The sequence below is a fragment of the Rasiella rasia genome (genome assembly GCF_011044175.1).
GTDB classification, from domain to species: domain Bacteria; phylum Bacteroidota; class Bacteroidia; order Flavobacteriales; family Flavobacteriaceae; genus Marinirhabdus; species Marinirhabdus rasia.
Genome location: NZ_CP049057.1, coordinates 3,311,444 through 3,332,637, shown reverse-complemented (window position 1 = coordinate 3,332,637; position 21,194 = coordinate 3,311,444). Strand labels below are relative to the sequence as shown.

Sequence of the window (21,194 nt, the reverse complement as noted above, 5' to 3'; positions counted from 1 at the left end):
TTGTTATCTCTACATTAAGAGCTAACTGGCTATTTTGCATCGTTCCTTTATCCCGAAGGGTTGATAATAGTTAGAATTTATGGCAGGTCTCCTGGCTTGTCTTTTGTGGCACCTTCCCATACGCTAAGCGCACAGTGGTATTGAAGAAACACAATCCGCCATAGGCGAACCGACTTACAGTTGCGGGAACAGCTTCGGTTTTTCACCGAATTCCCTTTTAAGAAGAAAATGCTACTTAGCAGATTCTTCACCAAAATTCGAGGCGAAAATACTGCTTTTACTTTTTTTACCAACAATATAAATAGTGTTATTTTTGAGCATGAAAAATTACCTACTACTTCTAACACTTAGCTGTCTTCTTTTTGGGTGTAACTCTAAAAAAGAAAATGAGCTAGAAATCATAAAAGACGCTAACCCGAAAGTAGCACAAGAAGCTACTCCCGAAGTCTTTCTAACAGATGTTAATCACGCCAAAGGGTTTAAAGTACATACCTACAAAGGCTATAAAAAGCTGGTGATTACCAATCCGTGGCCAGGATCAGACAAAGAATATAACTTTGCTTTGGTAAAAGATGCCTCGCTTATTCGAAACAAAGAAGCCTTTGATGGCGTAATTGAAGTGCCGCTTAAGTCGATTGTAGTAACCTCTACTACTCATATTCCGGCCTTAGAGTTGTTAGGAGAAGCCAATCGCTTGGTTGGATTTCCGAATCTTGAATATATCTCTTCTAAGGAAACACGAAAAAGAATTGAAGATGGCGCCATTACAGAATTAGGTAAAAATGAAAGCATCAATACTGAAGTTTTGATCGATCTTAATCCCGATGCGGTAATAACCTTTGCTGTAGATGGCGACAATAAAACGGTAGCAACAATTGAAAAAACAGGCATACCAGTACTGTACAATGCAGATTGGACCGAAACAACGCCCTTAGGTAAGGCAGAATGGATTAAATTTTTTGGAGCGCTACTAGGCAAAGAAAAAACAGCAGATAGCATCTTTGAGCGAATAAGAATAGATTATATAGCGGCCAAAGCAATTGCAACTACTGCTAAAACAAAACCCACAGTGCTTAGCGGTGCAATGTATAAAGATGTTTGGCACTTACCACAAGGAGATAGTTGGGCAGCTCAATTTATTAATGACGCAAATGGCAATTATCTCTGGAAAGACAGCGAAGGAACGGGTAGTCTTTCGTTAAACGTTGAATCTGTATTGGAGAAAGGTAAGTCTGCCGATTTTTGGATTAGTCCAGGGCAGTTTACAAGTCAGCAGCAAATGACAGAAGCCCATAGTGTGTATTCAGAATTTGACGCGTTTATAAACAATAACATATATAATTTTACAACAAAAAAAGGCGCTACAGGTGGCGTTATTTACTATGAAGAAGGTCCTAACAGACCCGATTTGGTTCTCAAGGATATGGTAAAAATATTACACCCCGAACTAATGCCCACCCATGATCTTTACTTCTTTTCGAAAATTGAGTAATGAGCCTAAAACGAAGTCATACCGCTTATTTTTGGATGCTTCTTGCACTTCTCATTATATCGTTTCTCGTAAATATTAGTCTAGGTTCTGTTAGCATCCCTTTTAAAGAAATAATAGCAACGCTATTTGGGGGTGACACCACTAAAGAAACATGGCACTTTATTCTACTCGACTATAGAATGCCTAAAGCATTTACCGCGGTTCTTACGGGTAGTGGCTTGGCAATCGCTGGGTTACTCATGCAAACCCTTTTCCGGAATCCGTTGGCAGGTCCCTTTGTTCTTGGCTTAAGCAGTGGCGCAAGTCTTGGTGTAGCTATTTTGATATTAGGGGCAGGTTCTTTAACTGGCTTTGTTGGAGGAGCACTTATGAGCCAATGGAGTTTAGTTTTAGCTTCTGCACTAGGTAGCTTTCTAGTGCTGTTGGCAGTACTCACCGTTACCCTAAAAATAAAAGATACCATGGCCATACTAATTATTGGTCTTATGTTTGGAAGCGTTACAGCAGCGGTAGTCTCAGTTTTATCATATTTTACCAATGCTGAAAAATTACAGCAATATATTTTCTGGAGCTTTGGAAGTTTGGGAAACCAAACGTGGAGCGGGGTTGGTATTTTGACAGCTATTTGCCTTTTAGGTATTTTAATGGCGTTTGCTAGCGGTAAATCATTAAACGCATTGCTCTTAGGAGAAAACTACGCCAAAAGTATGGGGGTACGCATGAAACGAACTACCATTTTTATAATTCTTGCTACAAGTCTTTTAGCCGGTGGTATAACTGCATTTGTAGGCCCCATTGCTTTTGTTGGTTTGGCAGTACCACATATTACAAGACAATTTTTTAAAACCTCTAATCATTTTGTATTGCTGCCCGCTGTAATGCTCTGTGGAAGTATTTTAATGCTGTTGTGTGATACTGTTGCGCAACTCCCGTATAGTGAATACACCTTACCAATTAATGCGATAACTTCGTTATTAGGAGCACCGGTTGTTATTTGGTTACTGGTACGTAAACGAAAACTATTGTTCTAATGGCAGCCAAAGGAAAACATATCATGTTAGAGGCACGAAATCTTTCGGTAGGATATTTCAGCAAAAGAAATCATACAACTATTGCCAAAAAAATTAGCTTTCAGTTGCCAGCTGGACAACTAGTTGGTTTGGTAGGTGCCAATGGCGTAGGAAAATCTACATTGCTTCGTAGTCTTGCCGGAATGCAACCCATTTTATCTGGAAACGTATATATTAATGGTGAGGCTATTTCAGAAAAAACAGCACTGCAACTTGCAACACAATTAAGTGTTGTGCTAACCGAAGCCCCTGCTTCAAAAAACCTAACCGTTGCAGAATTGGTGACATTAGGAAGACAACCACATACCAATTGGATGGGTTCCTTATCTGAAAAAGATACTGAAAAAATAAAGCACGCCATGACCATTACAGACACGGCGTCTTTAGCCCAGAAGAAATGTTTTGAACTAAGCGACGGGCAGTTACAAAGAGCGGCTATTGCCAGAGCGTTGGCACAAGATACACCTTTGATAATTTTAGACGAACCCACTACACATCTAGATTTGTACCATAGAGCTTATGTTTTAAAATTGTTGAAGCAACTAACAAAACAGCTAGGTAAAACAATTTTATTTTCCACGCACGAAATAGATTTAGCCATACAACTTAGTGACACCATGCTTGTAATGCAGGAAGATGTGGTCATCATAGATACCCCTTGTAAACTCATAGAAGCTGGCGCATTTAACACGCTATTTCCTGAAGATACCATTGCTTTTGATAGTAAGACTGGACGATTTTCAATAAAGAATTAACAATTCTGTCGAAAATTGAATATTTCATTTAGATTAAAACAAATTCTCAATACCTTAGTATCATCAATTAGGTCGCTATTCAAATAGCACATTTATCAACTTAGATACCACTATTATCTTGAACGAAACATTTCTATTTCTACTCCTTGCAGCAATATGTGTGCTCGTTGGTGCCTTTATAGGTAATCTCTTTGCGCGCTTAAAAATGAAAAACGAAACAGGAAAGCTAGAAGAGCGGTTACAGCAGTCTATTTTTCAGCAAGAAAAGTTAGAAGAGCGGTTTACTACGGCGCTTAATGAACGTGAAATAATTAGGAAGGAAAAAGATGTACTCGACAAAGAATTAGTGCGCCGAAATGCAGAATTTGACAATCTAGAACAGAAAAACAGAGAACAAAAAGCCGAGGTAGAAAAGCTACAAGAAAAGTTTACGAAAGAGTTTGAGAATCTTGCAAATAAAATTCTAGATGAAAAATCAAGCAAATTCACAAAGCAAAACAAAGATAATATCGATATTATTCTGAAACCACTTCAGGAAAAAATTGAGAAGTTTGAGAAAAAAGTAGACGATACCCATAAAGAAAGTATAGACAGGCATGCCATGTTACGCCAACAAATAATTGGCCTAAAAGAACTCAATGAGCAGATGTCTATAGAAGCAACTAATTTAACGAAGGCTTTAAAAGGTGATTCTAAAATACAAGGAAATTGGGGAGAATTAGTGTTAGAGAAAGTTTTAGAAAAAAGCGGACTCGAAAAAGATAGAGAATACTTCGTTCAGAATAGTTTTACCACCGCTGAAGGCAAACGAGTACTACCCGATGTAGTAATACATCTTCCAGATAATAAGCGAATGGTGATAGATAGTAAAGTATCGCTAGTTGCTTATGAACGTTACGTAAACGAAGAAGATGAAGTGCTAAGAGACCAAGCACTGAAAGAGCATCTTATTAGCCTAAAACGCCATGTAGATCAGCTTAGTAGTAAAAATTACCAAGACCTCTACGAAATGGAAAGCCCAGATTTTGTACTGCTTTTTGTACCTATTGAACCTGCCTTCGCCATTGCTATTAATAAAGACAACACCATTTACAATAAAGCTTTTGAACAAAATATAATTATAGTAACACCTTCTACACTACTAGCTACATTACGTACCATAGATACCATGTGGACCAACGAGAAACAACAGCGTAACGCTATCGAAATTTCTAGGCAAGCAGGCGCATTGTACGATAAGTTTGAAGGCTTAATAAAAGATCTAACGGGAGTTGGTAAAAAGCTAGATGATGCTAAAGGTGATTACGCAGCTGCCATGAATAAATTATTTGAAGGAAGAGGAAATCTTATTACCAGTGTAGAAAAATTAAAAAAGATGGGAGCCAAGGCTAAGAAGTCACTACCCGAAAAAATAATAAAACGAGCCGAAGAAGATGAAAATTTTGATTAAACTAGATCTTTTATGCTATGCCATATATAGCCTTGCCACGGTAATATGTGGTTTAGTAATGATTTCTGCAGAGCTAGAAGTATCAAAAAATTCAAAAAATTTGGCGGAAGCATTACCGTACATAGGCGGATTTGTTCTATTCATTGGAATTGCTTGTTGCATTGTAACATATATTAAAATTAGAGATACTAATTTTGAAGATTATAATTAAACATCGTCCAACATCTTGGGCTTAATTTTATGAAAAAAATTCTCTTTATTATCCTTGGAAGCTTGCTGGCAATCTATTTACTATATTTTGCCTTTGTGTATTATGTTCCTTATAGTGAAGGTACTCGTGCTGGGGAACTTATTAAATTTAGCAATAAAGGTGTGGTTTTTAAAACTTGGGAAGGAGAAATTAGCCAAGGTATTAGCGGAGCTCAAATTTTTCAATTTTCAGTATTAGACAACGAAGAAGAAGTAATTGATAAAATGAACGAATTACAAGGGCGTTATGTAAAAGTAGGCTACGTAGAGCGTTACAGCACTTTCTTTTTCTGGGGAGATACTAAATACTTTATTAATTCTGTAGAAGAAGAACCTTCACCGTTCTTTAATAAGTAAAAAGCCCTAATCTTAAATCGACCAGGGCTTCTATTTTTACTACTGAAATTTTATTTGCTCAGATACATTTTTCTTCTTGAGTAAAGCTCGTAAAATTCATCGTCTTTAAGACTATCTATAAATAGAATACTCTCTCCGGTACTTTTCATTTCAGGTCCTAATTGCTTATTCACATTCGGGAATTTATTAAAGCTAAAGACCGGCTGTTTAATAGCGTACCCTTTAAGTTGTGGGTTGAAATCGAAATCGATTACCTTCTTTTCTCCCAACATTACCTTAGTTGCATAATTTACGTAAGGCTCTTTATACGCTTTTGCAATAAAAGGAACGGTTCTAGAAGCTCTAGGATTAGCTTCAATGATATAAACCTTATCATCTTTAATAGCAAATTGTACATTAATTAGACCAACGGTATTTAATGCAAGCGCGATATTCTTAGTATGATCTTTTATTTGCTGAAGGACTAAATCTCCAAGATTAAATGGTGGTAGTGTAGCATTACTATCTCCAGAGTGCACACCACATGGCTCAATATGTTCCATGATACCAATTATGTAAACATTTTCACCGTCGCAAATAGCATCTGCTTCGGCTTCTATGGCGCCATCTAGATAATGGTCTAACAAGAGTTTGTTATTCGGAATTTTCCGAAGTAAATCTACCACATGCTCCTCAAGTTCTTTTTTATTGATTACAATTTTCATGCCTTGTCCACCCAACACGTATGAAGGTCTAATAAGCAATGGAAAGTCTAGCTCGTCTGCCAATTGAAGAGCTTCTTCGGTTGTTTCTGCAACACCAAATTCTGGATAGGGAATGTTGTTTTCTTTGAGTATTGAAGAAAAACTTCCTCTATCTTCGGCCAAATCAAGAGCTTCAAAACTTGTACCCATGATTTTGATTCCATAGCGCTCTAGTTTCTCAGCAAGTTTTAATGCAGTTTGTCCACCTAATTGAACAATCACACCTTCTGGCTTTTCGTGACGAATAATATCGTAAATGTGCTCCCAGAAAACAGGTTCAAAGTATAACTTGTCTGCCACATCAAAATCGGTAGAAACAGTTTCAGGGTTACAATTAATCATGATGGTTTCGTAGCCACATTCTGCAGCTGCTAGCACTCCGTGCACACAACAGTAATCAAATTCAATTCCTTGGCCAATACGATTTGGTCCAGAACCTAAAACAATAATTTTCTTCTTTTCGGTAACGATACTATCGTTTTCAACAAAGCGATTTCCGTCCGCTGTTTCAACTTCATTTTCAAACGTTGAGTAATAGTAGGGAGTTTCAGCTTTAAATTCTGCCGCACAAGTATCTACCAGCTTATAAACACGCTGTATATTAAGTTCTTCACGCTTTCTGTATACTTCACTTTCTAAACATTTTAGCATGTGTGCGATTTGACGATCTCCGTAGCCTTTTTGTTTTGCTTCAAGTAAGAGTTCTCTAGGAAGCGTATCTAAGGTAAAACTTGAAATTTCTTTTTCTAAAAGGTAAAGCTCTTCGTATTGACGCAAGAACCACATATCAATTTTGGTGATTTCGTGGATACGACTTAATGGTATACCTAATTGTATGGCGTCATAAATTACAAACACACGATCCCAACTTGCGTTGGTTAGTTTGTCAATGATTTGATCGTAGTTGGTATAACTTTTACCATCTGCACCAAGACCGTTTCTTTTAATTTCTAACGATTGTGTGGCTTTGTGCAGGGCTTCTTGAAATGAGCGCCCAATACCCATCACCTCACCTACTGCTTTCATCTGTAAGCCTAACGTTCTGTCTGAGCCCTCAAACTTATCAAAGTTCCATCTTGGTATTTTTACAATAACATAATCTAAAGTTGGCTCGAATAAAGCCGAAGTAGATTTAGTTATCTGGTTATCCAGCTCATTTAAGTTATAACCTATTGCCAGCTTTGCGGCAATCTTTGCGATTGGATATCCAGTAGCTTTTGAGGCTAATGCAGACGAACGAGAAACACGTGGGTTTATTTCTATAGCAATTATTTCTTCCTTTTCATCTGGACTTACAGCAAACTGTACATTACAACCTCCTGCAAAGTCCCCAATGCTACGCATCATATGTATAGCCATATCTCGCATACGTTGGAAAGTACGATCACTCAAGGTCATTGCTGGTGCAACTGTGATAGAATCTCCCGTATGAATCCCCATGGGGTCCATATTTTCGATAGTACAAATAATAACCACGTTGTCATTATTATCACGCAGTAATTCCAGTTCGTATTCTTTCCAGCCCATCATCGCCTTATCAATCATAACCTCATGAATAGGTGAGATTTCTAATCCGCGCGTAAGCAACTCATCAAAATCTTCTGGTTTGTATACAATCGATGCTCCAGCACCACCTAGGGTATAAGATGCTCTAATTACCAAAGGAAATCCAAACTCCTGCGCTATTTCTTTACCCTCTAAGTAAGACGTCGCTGTTGCTTGTGGAGCCATAGGAACACCTATTTCTTCCATTAACGTTCTAAACTGCTCTCTATCTTCTGTAATATTAATAGCCGCTATATCTACACCAATAATGTCTATATCGAAATCTTTCCAGATTCCCTTATCGTCGGCTTCAATACACAAGTTAAGTGCTGTCTGCCCACCCATAGTAGGCAATACAGCATCAATTTGTGGGTGCTCTTTTAAAATCTTAACAATAGACTTTGTAGTTAACGGCAATAGGTACACATGATCTGCCATAGATGGATCTGTCATGATAGTTGCGGGGTTGCTATTAATTAAAATGGTTTCTATACCATCTTCTCGTAGCGATCGCAATGATTGTGATCCTGAATAATCAAATTCGCACGCCTGACCAATAATTATGGGGCCAGAGCCTATAATAAGAATAGATTTTATGTGTTCCTTTTTTGGCATTTCTATAAACTTTTAAGATGCTGTAAAATTACTATGCGTATGGGTATAAAAAAAGGGTGTTGTTAAAAAACAACACCCTTTTTATGTATGACTTATCAACATTATTTTTTGTGACGTGGTTCAGAAGAAACAGATATCTTTTTTCTACCCTTTGCTCTACGGGCAGCCAATACCTTGCGTCCGTTTACAGAAGCCATACGCTCTCTAAAACCGTGCTTATTTCTTCTTTTTCTCTTTGATGGCTGAAATGTTCTCTTGCTCATTGTAACTAGGGTTAATTCTTCTGAAAAATTAAATTAATTAGACCTGTGTTAAAAGTCGGGTGCAAATATACAATCTTTTTTATGCTAGACAAATGTAAAAATGAAAATAATTAAAAAGATTTTTCAATTAAAAAAAATGACAATAAGATGCTTTCAAATAGGCGATTTACAAGCCATCTTCCAAGAAATAGTTACCTTTGTAGCCCTTAAAATAAAAAATACATGTTCAATAAAAATATAAAATTAATTCTAGGTGTTGGTGTTTTAGGCCTAAGTGTATGGCAATTTACTGAAGGAAATATTGGAAATGGCATTATGTATGTTTTGCTTTCCCTTATATTTTTCTTCCTATATTTTAAAAATGAAATCATCCTATTAGCTTTTTTAAGGTTAAGAAAGCAAGACTTTGAAGGTGCTAAGAAATGGCTGGATAGGATTAAGAACCCTAAAGCTTCGCTTGTTAGAAAACAAGAGGGTTATTATAATTATCTGAATGGCTTAATGGTATCACAAACCAATATGAATGAAGCCGAAAAATATTTCAAGAAAGCTATCGAGTTAGGGCTTAGTATGGATGCAGATCTTGCTATGGCAAAATTAAATCTTGCAGGTGTTGCAATGACTAAAGGTAGAAAACGTGAAGCTGAGATTTTACTTGCAGAAGCCAAGAAGTTAGACAAACACAATATGATGGATGAACAAATTAAGATGATGAAGCAACAAATGAAGCGCGCATCAATGCCAAGGCAACAATTTGGTCAACAAAGTGCTAGAGCTGGAAGACGAAGTCGTCGATAATAGCTACAACTTTTTCTTACACGTAAGAATTATCGTATAATTTCTCACCTCTTTATCGAATTTTTTGTACCTTTCATCTAAAAGTAAGTGGCTCATTGCCAACCTTTTCTACCTTTGCAAGACTAATAAGTGTAAATAGATGATATGAGTAGAAAATTACTTCTTCTTACATTCTTAATTTCTTTTTCAGCGTTTTCTCAAGACACGTTGAATGCTCCTGTGACTTCTAAAGATACACTTGTTAAACCAATGTTCTCTCAAGAGATTACAAAGAATATCAATAAGTATGTAAAACAATCGCAATTGGCCTATCATGACCAAGATTATGTACGTGCAGATTTCTTATACGACTCCCTTGTAACGCACGTTATCTTAAACACATATTTAGACAATTTTAAAGTAAAAAAACGTTCTGGAAAGCAGATTGAGTTTAACGATTTCAAAAAGCCAATGATACTGCTTAGTACCGCTTCTTGGTGTACACCTGGATCTGGCACCATACCAGCACTAAACGAAATTGCACATACATACGGCAAAAACATAGACTTTGTAGTTCTTTATTGGGACACAAAAAAGAATGCTAGAAAAGCATCTAAAGACTTTAGTAGCAACATACAAGTTATCTACGTAGATGAACTAGAAAATAAAAGTGTAGATATTGTAAAAGATATGAAACACACCCTAGGGCTTCCAACTTGTTATTTACTTGATGAAAATAAGAAAATTATCGATATTCGTAGAACAGTAATTCATCCCTACCATACCGACTACCAGACATCTTTCGATGATAACTATACAGCTTTCTATGCAGGAGTGCAACTATTACACCGCACGGTGACTATAGAAACAAGTCTAGAAGTTATAGGAGTAGATAAAAATTAGACTTCCTAGCTATAATACTAGTAACCGCTTACGTTTTACTATTACTTTCCGAAGAAAAGCTTTATAGCAGCTATCACCAAAATTGTGGCAAAAATCTTTTTAAGTACGCCCTGATCTATCCGTACAGCGAATTTAGAGCCTATATACCCCCCAATTACAAAACAAGCAGCAATTATTAATGCATACTTCCAATTAATAGGATGTCCCCCTGTATGATAGGTATATGCTGCCACAAAAGTTACAGGAACGGCTAGAACTGCCAAACTTAATCCTTGTGCTTGGTGTTGATCGTAACCCAAAAAAAGCAACATCAACGGAATCATAACCACACCTCCACCAACACCCATAAATCCACTTAAAATACCAGCCAAAAGACCTATAATTATTAACGACAATATGAGAGTAAGATTCATGAATTTCAATTTGATTAGTTTTGGTTATTGCCCAGTATTGTAATATCCTTTTTCAGGTATTTGAATAAAGTACTCTTTCCCAGAAGCATTCTTTAAATAATTATCTCGCAACCAAGGGTTGTGCAATTTCAGTATTTTATAATTAATATCAAACTTTTTTGCAAAATCGGCAAAATCTGTCACCGCAGTATCCACTTTTACGGTATATGTTGGTATTGGTTGGTATAAATCCTGTTGTCTAAAATTAAATCCGTATTTCTCCGGATTACTAAGAATTTCCTTAAAGGCTAAAATTCGGAAAACGTATCTACTCGTTTCAGAGTTTAAAAGAATATCGTAATAATCATTATCTGCTTTTTGGCGAGTTATTTGCTTATTCACCCCACCATTTCCTGCATTATACGCCGCTGCAGCCAATGTCCAACTGCCAAATCTTTCTTTAGATTTCTTTAAATATTCTGCTGCTACTTTAGTCGCCTTTTCAAGGTCGTATCGTTCATCAACATACTCATTAATTTCTAAACCGTATTCACGTCCCGTACCTTTCATAAAATGCCAAAACCCAGAAGCACCTGCTGGAGAACTATTGTTTTCTAATCCACTTTCGGCAACAGCCAAGTATTTAAAATCATCTGGCAGCCCGTACTTCTCTAACAAAGGTTCAATAATTGGAAAGTATTTATTTGCACGCTTAAAAATTAAAAGCCCGTTAGATTGCCAATAGGTATTTACTAACAACTCGCGATCCATTCGTTCTCGAATATCTGGCTCATGTAATGGCACAGGCTCTCCTGCAAAATTCATGTTATCAGGTAGTGGAAGTGCGTAAACATTATAATCGTTTACCAACCGTTTTTGAACAGATTCGTCTGTTGTTTCTGGCTCTTGTACAGCATTAACACACAAACCGCTCACCAATACTACAAATGCCAAAAGGCCAATTTTTGAAAGAATACTCATTGCTTTAAATTTTCAATAAAGATAGCTAAACTTACTGCTGGTATCAAGAATTTAAGACTCTTTTATGTAGCTAGCACTTCGATAATTTTTTCTGAAACCTTACTGCCTTTATTTAACAGCATAATATGAGTACCTCCATCTATAACCATGCAGTTTTCGATGTTTTTAATAGGAAAGATTATGTCTCCATTTCCGTGAATATGAACCACATCTTTATCTGGTTGTCGCCTACGCCAACACACCATGTTCTTTATGGCCCAGTCTAGGTATCTTTTATCGCGCACATGCAAAAACTCCTGATACAACTGAAGTCGCTTTTTTGAACGTGGACCTACTGCAAACTTCGTAAGGTCGCTTGAACTAAGTACTAGTTGCGTAGGAATAAGCTTATAAGCCCTTGTTGTTCTCGCAATCCTTAAACGTCTTGGTAGCTCTTTGCGTGCTTTAACGCTAGAAATAATAATTACTTTTTGCAGATCAAGGTGAAGCGCCATTTCTTGTACTACTACCCCTCCAAAACTTACACCAACTAACACAGCATTGTTATGCTTCACTTGTGCAGCCATACGTTTAGCATAAACTACCATTGGCTCATGCCTGTTAGGTATTAACCATTCTATAATATGCATCCTGAACCGTTCTTCGGGGAGCCTAATATTTTTAAAAATCTCCTTTCCAGCAGCGAGCCCAGGAACAAAATAAATGTGTATAATGTCTTGATTCATAATAGGACATACCAATGCAAGGTATAAGTACCAATTTTTACGTAACTTTGTAATGCAAAGATAGGAAGTAACCGTATCTACCTTGGGGCATTTTTTAAATATTTAACTGTATAAATTATACCACATCCATGCGTAGTACATATGTAATCAATCCTAATTTATTCAATTGACGTATATCCCTAAAAGTTGAATATAATTGCGTCAACCTGAAAAACAACTGTAGATCTATTAAATAAAATTAACCCTCGCAACGTTGTATAAACAACTATTATAGTTTTACAAACAACGTTAAGTTATTTAGATTAAGTGCCATTGAAAACAATTAAAAATCCCAGTATTATGATTGAAGATGTAGAAATTAATGACAACGAATTTCTCCGCCAATTTGAATTGGAAGTAGGTGATAACATGGCGCGCATTGAGTATGCTTTGCAAGACCGAAAAATCTTTCTTACAAAATACGAAATGCCCGAAGACATGGAAGATCAAGGCTTTAGAGACATCTTTATAAGAGCGGTCTTTGAAGAAGTTAAAGACAGAGGTATTAGCTTAGTACCTACAAGTCCGGAAATCGCAGGCTTTATGCGTAAAAACAGAAGAAAATACAAAGCACTTTTACCAGTTGGCATAAGCATCTAGTAGAGGTTACAATTATATTATAATGGCTCTTAAACATTCTCTTTTGTGGTGATTTAAGAGCTTTTTATTTGGACAAACTCAAGCTATTCTATCTAAATCGAATCGTGAAAGTATTGCTAAAATCTTTTCTGTATACAATGCAAACAGTACTTTTATCTCAGATAAACAATACATATATGCCTAAAAGTACCTTTAAAACATTCCTCACATATTCATCGTTCTTAATTTTAGTGTGTGCATTCTCTGCATGTACTACCTATAAAGAGCAGCTCTCATCTAGTGCCAACAGTATCACTAACAACAAAAAAACACCTGTGCACACCTTCTACGTAGCCGGTGGGTTAGGTACAACCAATAGTACAACTAATCAACAAATTTTAAACAAACTGCAAGAACAACTCGGGGAGTCTAATAAACAAAGTACACTCTTATTTGTAGGCGATTATACTTCAGAAAATTTCGAAAATGAAGCCCTAAACAAAGCTTTGTTAGAAAAACAACTTTCCATCGCTAAGAATTTCAAAGGAAAAACCTACTTCACCCCTGGCGATGCAGAATGGAGTTCAAAAAAAACAGAACAAATTGAATGGGTAGAAGACTATATTAAAGACCAAAAGCTTAAAAGAGTTGTAGTAGAACCCAATAATGTTTGTCCGCTAGAATATCGCGAAGTATCAGAAGATATCGATATGATTTTAATAGACTCTCAATGGTATATTAGTAATTGGGATCGCGTAAATGGCATGAATGAAAAATGTACGCAAATTAAAAGCCGTAGAGTTTTCATTGAAGAATTAGAAGGCATGATTAAAGATGCTAGGGGTAAAAACTTAGTTATTGTAATGCATCATCCTGTATTTAGCAACGGTATGTATGCTAACAATTATTTTGGCGGATTTAATACAAAAAAGGTCTTTTTTAGAAGATATCAAGATCTTTCCATTCAAGTTTCTTCATTGGTACAAGAATTAGATAGGGTTACCATTATCTCTGGACATGAGAAGAGCCTTCAGTATCTCACTTCAAAAAATAAAATACATCAAATAATAAGTGGATCTATAGGTAGCGCGGCTAAAACCAACCTCAGCAAAGGAAGACTCACCACTATGGGAGGGCAACTAACATACGAAGGTCAATATACGTACGGTAAAGAAGGATTTTCGATCATTAAGTATTATGAAGATGGTAGTTCAACAGTCTCTTTTGTAACCGAAGGCGGTGAAAAAACCTTTGCCATGACCGCTCCTTTAGTAGACAATACGCCAGAAACTTCTCAACCTTCATTTACAAACAAAACAATACAAAAGGCCGTTGTTGATGATAAAAGTAAATTAGATAAATCTGGTTTTTATAATTTTTTATGGGGAAAACGTTTTAGATCTTATTACGGCATACCAGTAACAGCTCCTAATGTTGACCTAACAAAATACAAAGGCGGTTTAACGGTTCAAGAAGCAGGAGGAGGACATCAGACGTTTTCTGCAAAATTGAAAGACTCCAACGGTGCAGAATACGCTATACGCGGACTGGAAAAAGATGCTTTCAAATTTTTGAAGTTTAAAGTAAAGGGAATCACCTTCGAACCAGACGAATATCGAGGAACTTTTGCAGAAACTGTGGTTTACGACTTTTTTACCACCACACATCCGTACATGATGCTAGTCATAGACCCCATGGCAGCGAAGGTTAACATAAATCACGCAAATATTCAGCTTGCTTATATCCCAAAGCAGCCAAATTTAGACCCTTTGGGCACTAACTACGGAAATGCCCTTTATTGGCTAGAAGAACGTCCAAACGACGGTCACAACAATTACTCAGGTTATAATCGCGCTAATCCTGGTGGCGGATCTATCGTAGATTTTGAAAGTACCACAGATGTGCTAGAAAAATTACGTGAGGACGAAAAATATACAGTAGACCAGAAAGCATGGATACGAGCTCGTCTCTTCGATATGCTTATTGGAGACTGGGATAGGCATCAAGACCAGTGGCGTTTTGCTCAATATGAGATTAACGATGATGACACAAGATTCATTCCTATACCTCGAGACAGAGATGCAGCCTTCTCAAAGTTTGATGGACTCATGATGCCAATCATCAAAATGTTTTTGCCCGATACCCGATTCTGGCAGTCGTACCAAGATGAAATTCGTGATGTTAAGTGGTATAACGGCGAAGGAAACAATTTAGATCGTGCCTTTCTTACTGCCTACGGAAAAGCGGCTTGGTTGGAAGAAGCAAAGTATATTCAAGAGAATCTTTCAGAAAGTGACATAGATGCTGCATGGCAACGACTTCCTTCTGAAGTGCAAGACGAAACATCTGAAAAACTAAAGCAAAGTCTTAAATCTAGATTGAAAAAATTAGATGAGTACGCCAACAGGTACGCTACTTATCTCAATAGAACAGTTGCCGTACATGGTACCGATAAAGACGACAAGATTGAAGTAATCAGATTGCAAGATGGACAAACCAAGGTTACCATCAAGCGTGCAAAAAAGAACGAAAAAGACCCTGTAATTTTTGAACGTATATTTAACAAAGAAGAAACAAAAGAAATTTGGATCTACGGACTTAATGATGACGATGAGTTTACAGTTACTGGAGATGGTAATAACCCTATTAAAGTACGGTTAATTGGAGGCTTCGGAAAAGATAAGTTTACTATTGAAAATCGTCGCCAACTAAAGGTATACGATTGGAAATACGAAGAAACTGAGTTTGATGAGAAAAAACCAGCACACCAATTTACAAACCAGTTTGAAACCAATACCTATCACTGGCGCTACTTCAAAGAAAACAACCATGTAATTTTACCAAACATTGGATTTCAAACAGACGACGGACTTTTTCTAGGAGCTAAAGACACCTATACAAATTATGGTTTTAATGGTAATCCTTTTCGATACAAACACTTCCTTTCAGCCAACTATTATTTTAACTTTGAAGCAATAGAATTAGAATACGAAGGAACATTTGTAAACATCTTTCCACAATGGAACCTAGAAGTAGGAGGATACTTTACGAGTGATTCTTTTTCTAACAATTTCTTTGGCTTCGGAAATGATTCTAATTACGATGATGATGCGGTTGAAAGAGACTATAATAGAGCTAGAACCCAGCAAATTAAAGCCGATGTTGGTATCGCATTTAAAACACTAAAATTTAAAGCGTTATTTGAAAGTTTTGAGGTGCAAGATTCGCCAGACAGACTTTTTACACCAAGTAATTTAGCTGTGAACCCCAATGTATTCGACATGCAAAATTATGTAGGTGGTGAGGCTAGTGTTAAGTATCGCAACCAAAATGCAATGGATTTTCCAACAAAAGCACGCCATTTCGAGGCCGTAGTTGGGTATAAAAGTAATCTCGAATTAAGCAACAATGCGTTTGCATACGCTGGACTAAAGGTTGGTTTTGAAGAAGGTTTAGTACCGTCGGGTAGTCTAGTTTTGGGCTCGTCTGCAGCTGTTAGAACCAATATTGGAGATGATTATTTCTTCTACCATGCAAATTCTATTGGTGGCAATAATGGCCTACGCGGATATAGAAATGAGCGTTTTACAGGCGAAACTTCCTTTTATCATACGAGCGACTTAAAACTAAGATTGGCACGAATTACTACATCTGTAGTTCCTATTACCTTTGGAATGTTTGGTGGTTTTGACTACGGAAGGGTTTGGAGTGATGTAGATACCTCAGACACGCTGCATACATCGTATGGAGGTGGTATTTGGCTAAGCGGACTTAATTCATTGGCATTAAAGGCAGGGTATTTTGTTTCGGAAGAAGACGCAATAATTCAGGTAGGATTTTTATTGACCAACTAAAATCGGTTCTTGTACATACTGAAATCGTACAAGTCCGTCTTCATCTATTTCCGTTAACGTAACTTCATGCATAGTATTTACAAGCTCCGGATTCCACGGGGCTTTTACTTTTACATAATTTTCGGTAAATCCGTGAATGTACCCCAACTTGTTTTCACCTTCAAATAAAATGGTTCGCTTTGTACCTATTTGTCCTTCGTAAAAAGCGCGTCGTTTTTTAGCCGAAAGTCCCCGAAGCATTTTACTGCGTTTTGCACGAACATTTTTAGGCACAACCCCATCCATAGTCGCTGCCGGAGTATTATCCCTTTCAGAATAGGTAAAAACATGTAAATATGAGATGTCTAATTCGTTCAAGAAATGATAGGTTTCTAAAAACCGTTCTTCCGTTTCACCCGGAAATCCAACAATTACGTCTACGCCAATACAAGCATGCGGCATTACCGTTTTAATTTTATTCACGCGATCTACATACAATTCGCGCATATAGCGACGACGCATTAATTTCAACAAAGCGTTACTACCACTTTGCAGTGGTATATGAAAATGAGGTACAAAGGTTCTAGATTTAGATACAAAATCTATGGTCTCATTTTTTAACAAATTTGGTTCAATAGAAGAAATACGAAGACGTTCTACACCTTGCACATCGTCCAAAGCTTCGCATAGCTCTAAAAAGGTATGTTCATGTTTTTTGTTTCCAAATTCTCCTTTACCGTAATCACCAATATTTACGCCTGTTAAAACAATCTCTTTTATGTTTTGTTCGGAAATTTCCGCAGCATTTTTTAAAACATTCTCAAGAGTATCGCTCCTAGAAATACCACGTGCTAATGGAATCGTACAGTACGTACATTTATAATCACAGCCGTCCTGTACTTTTAAAAAAGCCCTGGTTCTATCACCCACACTATACGACCCTACGTAAAAATCTGCATCTTCAATTTCACAAGAATGTATTTGCGCCGATGTGCTGCGATCGGGGCTAGCTAATAAGTCGTTAATATAAGAGGTAATCTTAAACTTTTCTGTAGCACCCAACACCAAATCTACCCCATTAACATCTGCCAATTCTTGTGGTTTTAGTTGCGCATAACAACCCACCGCAGCCACAAAAGCTTCAGGATTACTCTTTTGAGCCTTCTTTACAATACTTTTAAAGCGCTTGTCGGCATTTTCTGTAACACTACAGGTATTGATAACATAAATATCTGCCTTTTCTGAAAAGTCAACACGTGAAAATCCTTCGTCCTCAAAATTTCTGGCGATAGTAGCTGTTTCACTGAAATTCAGTTTACAGCCAAGCGTGTAGTATGCGACTTTTTTGTGTGTAGACATCAATAACTAAAATTGAGGGCAAAGGTAGCAATTTCTATACTAATCGAAAGTAGTGTATGCGCAGAGTTGAAAGCAAGAAGCGAAACGTTTAACGCCTTGTTTATTGCATAAATGTATTACTTTTGAAAGAACAGCAATACAACTTTATAACTCTCTAACTTGAGTAGATGATTATTGGAAGAAGACAATTAATTGGGGAGAAACAACCCATACTTTAGCCGAAGTTGTTCTTGTCTGCCGTAAATAAATTGAACCATTTGAAACAGAGTAATTCACAATCTTATCTGGCATTAAACATACAGCATCCCAGCTCTAGAACCCAGCACCCTACAAACAAATACTACCTACTCTTATTTATAGGAGTAGCTCTAGTGCTTTTCTTGGCATCCTGCACAAACAATAATGATGGCTCTAACGATCACTTAGTTTTTAGATACAACGAACACAGCAATATTGCCTCTTTAGACCCGGCATTTGCAAGAAATCCGCAAACTATTTGGCCTACAAATCAGCTATACAATGGGCTGGTTCAATTAGACGATTCTCTAAATGTACAACCCGACATTGCCAAATCATGGGTTATAAACGACACTACACTAACCTATACATTTACCTTGCGAGACGATGTATTTTTTCATAGAAATGGAGTCTTCGGAAATGATTCTACAAGAGCTGTTACTGCTACAGATTTCACCTATAGCTTTAAGAGACTCATAGACCCTAAAGTAGCTTCGCCAGGTAGTTGGGTGCTTCAAAATGTAGAACGTTTTTATGCCGAAAATGACACCACCTTTGTAGTCCAATTAAAACAGCCCTTCCCTGCATTTTTAGGACTGCTGTCTATGCGATACTGTTCTGTAGTTCCTAAAGAGGCTATAGATTTTTATGGTAGTAAATTTAGAAGGAATCCTGTGGGCACAGGTCCTTTTCAGTTTAAACTATGGGAAGAAAATGTAAAATTGGTTTTTAGAAAAAATCCGCATTATTTTGAAGTCGATGCTCAAGGAAAAAAGCTTCCTTACTTGGAGGCCGTGGCAATTACTTTTCTACCAGATAAGCAAAGTGAATTTCTTCAATTTGCACAAGGAAAGATTGATTTTATGAGCGGCTTAGATAATTCGTACAAAGACGAAATTATTACCACCACTGGTGAATTGCAACCAAAATATGAAGCCACAGTAAACTTAAATACCACACCTTACTTAAACACAGAGTACTTAGGGTTTTTTATGCCTACCAATACTTCTGAAGTTCAAAGTAAATTACTACGGCAAGCTGTAAATTATGGTTTTGACAGAGTGAAAATGGTGAAATATTTACGCAATGGCATGGGCATTCCTGCCATACATGGTTTTATCCCTAAAGGCCTACCTGGCTATAATGCAATTGAAGGCTATAGCTACCAACCCGAGAAAGCCCGTCAACTCATTGAAGCCTATAAAACTGAAAGTGGAAATACAAATCCGCAAATAACCATAGGCACCAACAGTCAATACTTAGATGTTTGCGAATACATTCAGCGGGAGCTTGAAAAAATAGGGATTGCCGTAACTATAGATGTAATGCCTCCCTCAACATTACGCCAAAAGAAAAGTAGTGGTGAACTAGATATATTTAGAGCCAGTTGGATTGCAGATTATCCAGATGCCGAAAATTATCTTTCTTTGTTTTACAGTGAGAATTTTACTCCTAACGGCCCAAATTATACTCACTATAAGAATGAACTTTTTGACAGCCTTTATATTACAGCTCAAAACATATCTTCAATAGACGATCGTAAATTGCTTTACACCAAAATGGACAGTCTTATAATACAAGATGCGCCTGTTGTTCCTTTATATTACGACATGGCGGTTAGATTCGTGCAGAAAAATGTTTCTGGCTTGGGTATCAATCCGCAAAATTTCTTGTTTTTAAAACGCGTAAAAAAAACGAACTAATGTCTAGAGCTTTACTACTTATTATACTTTGTGTAGTTACCTTTCAGAATATACGTTGCCAAACTGTACTTATAAAAGATAGTTTAGAAATAGAATTTAAGAAAACAAAGGAAATTTCTAATTCGTATTTGCACAGCAGTATGAAAATGAAAAAGAATGACCATCTGGTTAGAATTTTGGTTCGTTGCGATCTTAAGGCACTGTTTAAACAACCTGTAGACATAAATGCTTTCAGCCTAGTGGACACAGAAAATAAATTTCGGTACCGTATAGCCACTTATTTTGGATATAAAAAAGGACCATCGCTATTCTCTCATCGTGATTTAGGAAGAACGCATTTAAAAAAAGAGGTGCTTAACAAAAGAGGGAAACAATACAAATTCTTACCACCTCATGACCCTAACCTATTCGATAGTTTTAAAGCGAATAATTTTGAGGGATATACAAATATTGAAGTCCCCGTTAGGTACTACAACTTAGTAAGTGGTGAGGTAATCTCGGTAATTTATTACAGTCCATCTCAGAAACCTAATTTTAGAGCCGACATGCAATTTGTGGTGATTACTAATCAGAAAACACCAATGTTAAAATTGTACTATGGAAAAGAGTTTATAACCAACATTGAATTAGAAAATTAATCGCTGCATCATGACAACAGCTGGCTATTCTGGAACACCTTTGGCTAAAAAACTTGGCATAAAAGAGGGCACCACTATGTTGGCTGTAAATTCGCCTAAATCTTATCTCAGCTTTTTTCGTGAATTTCCGCCAAATGTTATAATGGCCCCAGTACGCAGCACTTCTGAAGATGTAGATTTTATTCATGTTTTTGTAAAGACGCAAGCCGACTTACAAACTTATGTTTCCGAAGTGATGCCTAGGCTCAAGAGAGAGGGCATGCTTTGGCTTAGTTGGCCCAAAAAAACTTCAGGAATCGCTACAGAGTTAGATAAGTTTTCAATTATGAAATTTGGCCAAAACCTAGGTCTCGTAGATACAAAAGTTGCAGCCATAGATGAACAATGGAGCGGTCATAAATTTGTATATCGCTTGCAAGACAGGTAAAATAATCAGCCTATTTTGTAACCTTTCCGTCTAAATTCACGTACAATTATTAAACAATTGTA

19 protein-coding genes and 1 riboswitch are annotated in these 21,194 nt (G+C 36.9%); of the genes, 13 read left to right on the top strand and 6 right to left on the bottom strand.

The window, feature by feature from the left end; genetic code table 11:
• Nucleotides 1-64 precede the first annotated feature (64 nt).
• Nucleotides 65-269, bottom strand: a riboswitch (cobalamin riboswitch).
• Nucleotides 270-319: 50 nt separating this feature from the next.
• The 6 genes from G5B37_RS14800 (at nt 320) to G5B37_RS14775 (ending at nt 5,373) form a co-directional block, all read left to right on the top strand.
• The gene (locus G5B37_RS14800) at nt 320-1,492 is read left to right on the top strand and encodes an ABC transporter substrate-binding protein (protein ID WP_164680786.1); all 1,173 of its coding nucleotides are present in this window, start codon (nt 320-322) and stop codon (nt 1,490-1,492) included.
• On the top strand, nt 1,492-2,523 hold the full coding sequence (locus tag G5B37_RS14795) for a FecCD family ABC transporter permease (protein WP_164680785.1): 1,032 nt from the start codon (nt 1,492-1,494) through the stop codon (nt 2,521-2,523). The genes G5B37_RS14800 and G5B37_RS14795 overlap by 1 nt, the downstream gene beginning before the upstream one ends.
• Complete coding sequence (locus tag G5B37_RS14790; RefSeq protein WP_164680784.1) at nt 2,523-3,317, top strand: ABC transporter ATP-binding protein; 795 nt, start codon at nt 2,523-2,525, stop codon at nt 3,315-3,317. Before G5B37_RS14795 ends, G5B37_RS14790 begins: the two co-directional genes overlap by 1 nt.
• 118 nt (nt 3,318-3,435) lie before the next feature.
• On the top strand, nt 3,436-4,767 hold the full coding sequence (gene rmuC / locus G5B37_RS14785; RefSeq protein ID WP_404814785.1) for a DNA recombination protein RmuC: 1,332 nt from the start codon (nt 3,436-3,438) through the stop codon (nt 4,765-4,767).
• Nucleotides 4,751-4,978: a hypothetical protein gene (locus G5B37_RS14780; protein WP_164680782.1), complete on the top strand. Its 228-nt coding sequence runs from the start codon at nt 4,751-4,753 to the stop codon at nt 4,976-4,978. Before rmuC ends, G5B37_RS14780 begins: the two co-directional genes overlap by 17 nt.
• Before the next feature lie 29 nt (nt 4,979-5,007).
• On the top strand, nt 5,008-5,373 hold the full coding sequence (locus tag G5B37_RS14775; RefSeq protein ID WP_164680781.1) for a 6-phosphogluconate dehydrogenase: 366 nt from the start codon (nt 5,008-5,010) through the stop codon (nt 5,371-5,373).
• Between the two features lie 50 nt (nt 5,374-5,423).
• Here the strand turns inward: G5B37_RS14775 and carB are convergent, their stop codons facing one another.
• Both carB and rpmH read right to left on the bottom strand, forming a co-directional pair.
• The gene (gene carB, locus G5B37_RS14770) at nt 5,424-8,276 is read right to left on the bottom strand and encodes a carbamoyl-phosphate synthase large subunit (protein ID WP_164680780.1); all 2,853 of its coding nucleotides are present in this window, start codon (nt 8,274-8,276) and stop codon (nt 5,424-5,426) included.
• Nucleotides 8,277-8,377: 101 nt separating this feature from the next.
• Nucleotides 8,378-8,539 (bottom strand): 50S ribosomal protein L34, encoded by a 162-nt coding sequence (gene rpmH / locus G5B37_RS14765; protein ID WP_164680779.1) that lies wholly within the window; start codon nt 8,537-8,539, stop codon nt 8,378-8,380.
• Between the two features lie 222 nt (nt 8,540-8,761).
• On the opposite strand from rpmH, the gene G5B37_RS14760 reads away from it, so the two are divergent.
• The gene (locus G5B37_RS14760; protein ID WP_164680778.1) at nt 8,762-9,337 is read left to right on the top strand and encodes a tetratricopeptide repeat protein; all 576 of its coding nucleotides are present in this window, start codon (nt 8,762-8,764) and stop codon (nt 9,335-9,337) included.
• A 144-nt stretch (nt 9,338-9,481) separates the two neighbouring features.
• Entirely contained in the window at nt 9,482-10,219 is a 738-nt protein-coding gene (locus G5B37_RS14755) for a TlpA family protein disulfide reductase (protein ID WP_164680777.1), read from the top strand.
• 41 nt (nt 10,220-10,260) lie between these two features.
• Here G5B37_RS14755 and G5B37_RS14750 read toward each other — a convergent pair whose 3' ends face one another.
• From G5B37_RS14750 to G5B37_RS14740, 3 genes are all read right to left on the bottom strand, one after another.
• The gene (locus tag G5B37_RS14750) at nt 10,261-10,632 is read right to left on the bottom strand and encodes a sulfite exporter TauE/SafE family protein (RefSeq protein ID WP_164680776.1); all 372 of its coding nucleotides are present in this window, start codon (nt 10,630-10,632) and stop codon (nt 10,261-10,263) included.
• Between the two features lie 24 nt (nt 10,633-10,656).
• Nucleotides 10,657-11,592: a lytic transglycosylase domain-containing protein gene (locus G5B37_RS14745; RefSeq protein WP_164680775.1), complete on the bottom strand. Its 936-nt coding sequence runs from the start codon at nt 11,590-11,592 to the stop codon at nt 10,657-10,659.
• 62 nt (nt 11,593-11,654) lie between these two features.
• Nucleotides 11,655-12,317: an alpha/beta hydrolase gene (locus tag G5B37_RS14740; RefSeq protein ID WP_164680774.1), complete on the bottom strand. Its 663-nt coding sequence runs from the start codon at nt 12,315-12,317 to the stop codon at nt 11,655-11,657.
• A gap of 339 nt (nt 12,318-12,656) precedes the next feature.
• On the opposite strand from G5B37_RS14740, the gene G5B37_RS14735 reads away from it, so the two are divergent.
• Nucleotides 12,657-12,956: a GNAT family N-acetyltransferase gene (locus G5B37_RS14735; RefSeq protein WP_164680773.1), complete on the top strand. Its 300-nt coding sequence runs from the start codon at nt 12,657-12,659 to the stop codon at nt 12,954-12,956.
• Between the two features lie 137 nt (nt 12,957-13,093).
• Nucleotides 13,094-16,789 (top strand): metallophosphoesterase, encoded by a 3,696-nt coding sequence (locus tag G5B37_RS14730; RefSeq protein ID WP_164680772.1) that lies wholly within the window; start codon nt 13,094-13,096, stop codon nt 16,787-16,789.
• Here the strand turns inward: G5B37_RS14730 and mtaB are convergent.
• Nucleotides 16,775-18,127: a tRNA (N(6)-L-threonylcarbamoyladenosine(37)-C(2))-methylthiotransferase MtaB gene (gene mtaB, locus G5B37_RS14725; protein WP_164680771.1), complete on the bottom strand. Its 1,353-nt coding sequence runs from the start codon at nt 18,125-18,127 to the stop codon at nt 16,775-16,777. The two genes, G5B37_RS14730 and mtaB, sit on opposite strands and share 15 nt — an antisense overlap.
• Nucleotides 18,128-18,483: 356 nt before the next feature.
• On the opposite strand from mtaB, the gene G5B37_RS14720 reads away from it, so the two are divergent.
• From G5B37_RS14720 to G5B37_RS14710, 3 genes are read left to right on the top strand one after another with little or no spacing between them, the layout of a single operon-like run.
• The gene (locus tag G5B37_RS14720; RefSeq protein ID WP_164680969.1) at nt 18,484-20,067 is read left to right on the top strand and encodes an ABC transporter substrate-binding protein; all 1,584 of its coding nucleotides are present in this window, start codon (nt 18,484-18,486) and stop codon (nt 20,065-20,067) included.
• The gene (locus tag G5B37_RS14715; protein ID WP_164680770.1) at nt 20,067-20,705 is read left to right on the top strand and encodes a hypothetical protein; all 639 of its coding nucleotides are present in this window, start codon (nt 20,067-20,069) and stop codon (nt 20,703-20,705) included. Before G5B37_RS14720 ends, G5B37_RS14715 begins: the two co-directional genes overlap by 1 nt.
• Nucleotides 20,706-20,715: 10 nt before the next feature.
• Nucleotides 20,716-21,132 carry a DUF3052 family protein gene (locus tag G5B37_RS14710; protein WP_164680769.1) on the top strand — a complete coding sequence of 139 codons (417 nt, stop codon included), beginning with the start codon at nt 20,716-20,718 and terminating at the stop codon, nt 21,130-21,132.
• The last annotated feature ends 62 nt before the right edge of the window (nt 21,133-21,194 follow it).

Bases quoted from the DNA above. Each gene is read 5' to 3' on its own strand.
- G5B37_RS14780 (WP_164680782.1), top strand. From the start codon at position 4,751: ATGAAAATTTTGATTAAACTAGATCTTTTATGCTATGCCATATATAGC.
- G5B37_RS14755 (WP_164680777.1), top strand. From the start codon at position 9,482: ATGAGTAGAAAATTACTTCTTCTTACATTCTTAATTTCTTTTTCAGCG.
- rpmH (WP_164680779.1), bottom strand. From the start codon at position 8,539: ATGAGCAAGAGAACATTTCAGCCATCAAAGAGAAAAAGAAGAAATAAG.
- G5B37_RS14760 (WP_164680778.1), top strand. From the start codon at position 8,762: ATGTTCAATAAAAATATAAAATTAATTCTAGGTGTTGGTGTTTTAGGC.
- G5B37_RS14740 (WP_164680774.1), bottom strand. From the start codon at position 12,317: ATGAATCAAGACATTATACACATTTATTTTGTTCCTGGGCTCGCTGCT.
- G5B37_RS14715 (WP_164680770.1), top strand. From the start codon at position 20,067: ATGTCTAGAGCTTTACTACTTATTATACTTTGTGTAGTTACCTTTCAG.
- G5B37_RS14795 (WP_164680785.1), top strand. From the start codon at position 1,492: ATGAGCCTAAAACGAAGTCATACCGCTTATTTTTGGATGCTTCTTGCA.
- G5B37_RS14790 (WP_164680784.1), top strand. From the start codon at position 2,523: ATGGCAGCCAAAGGAAAACATATCATGTTAGAGGCACGAAATCTTTCG.
- G5B37_RS14745 (WP_164680775.1), bottom strand. From the start codon at position 11,592: ATGAGTATTCTTTCAAAAATTGGCCTTTTGGCATTTGTAGTATTGGTG.
- G5B37_RS14710 (WP_164680769.1), top strand. From the start codon at position 20,716: ATGACAACAGCTGGCTATTCTGGAACACCTTTGGCTAAAAAACTTGGC.
- G5B37_RS14775 (WP_164680781.1), top strand. From the start codon at position 5,008: ATGAAAAAAATTCTCTTTATTATCCTTGGAAGCTTGCTGGCAATCTAT.
- G5B37_RS14750 (WP_164680776.1), bottom strand. From the start codon at position 10,632: ATGAATCTTACTCTCATATTGTCGTTAATAATTATAGGTCTTTTGGCT.
- carB (WP_164680780.1), bottom strand. From the start codon at position 8,276: ATGCCAAAAAAGGAACACATAAAATCTATTCTTATTATAGGCTCTGGC.
- G5B37_RS14800 (WP_164680786.1), top strand. From the start codon at position 320: ATGAAAAATTACCTACTACTTCTAACACTTAGCTGTCTTCTTTTTGGG.
- mtaB (WP_164680771.1), bottom strand. From the start codon at position 18,127: ATGTCTACACACAAAAAAGTCGCATACTACACGCTTGGCTGTAAACTG.
- G5B37_RS14735 (WP_164680773.1), top strand. From the start codon at position 12,657: ATGATTGAAGATGTAGAAATTAATGACAACGAATTTCTCCGCCAATTT.
- G5B37_RS14730 (WP_164680772.1), top strand. From the start codon at position 13,094: ATGCAAACAGTACTTTTATCTCAGATAAACAATACATATATGCCTAAA.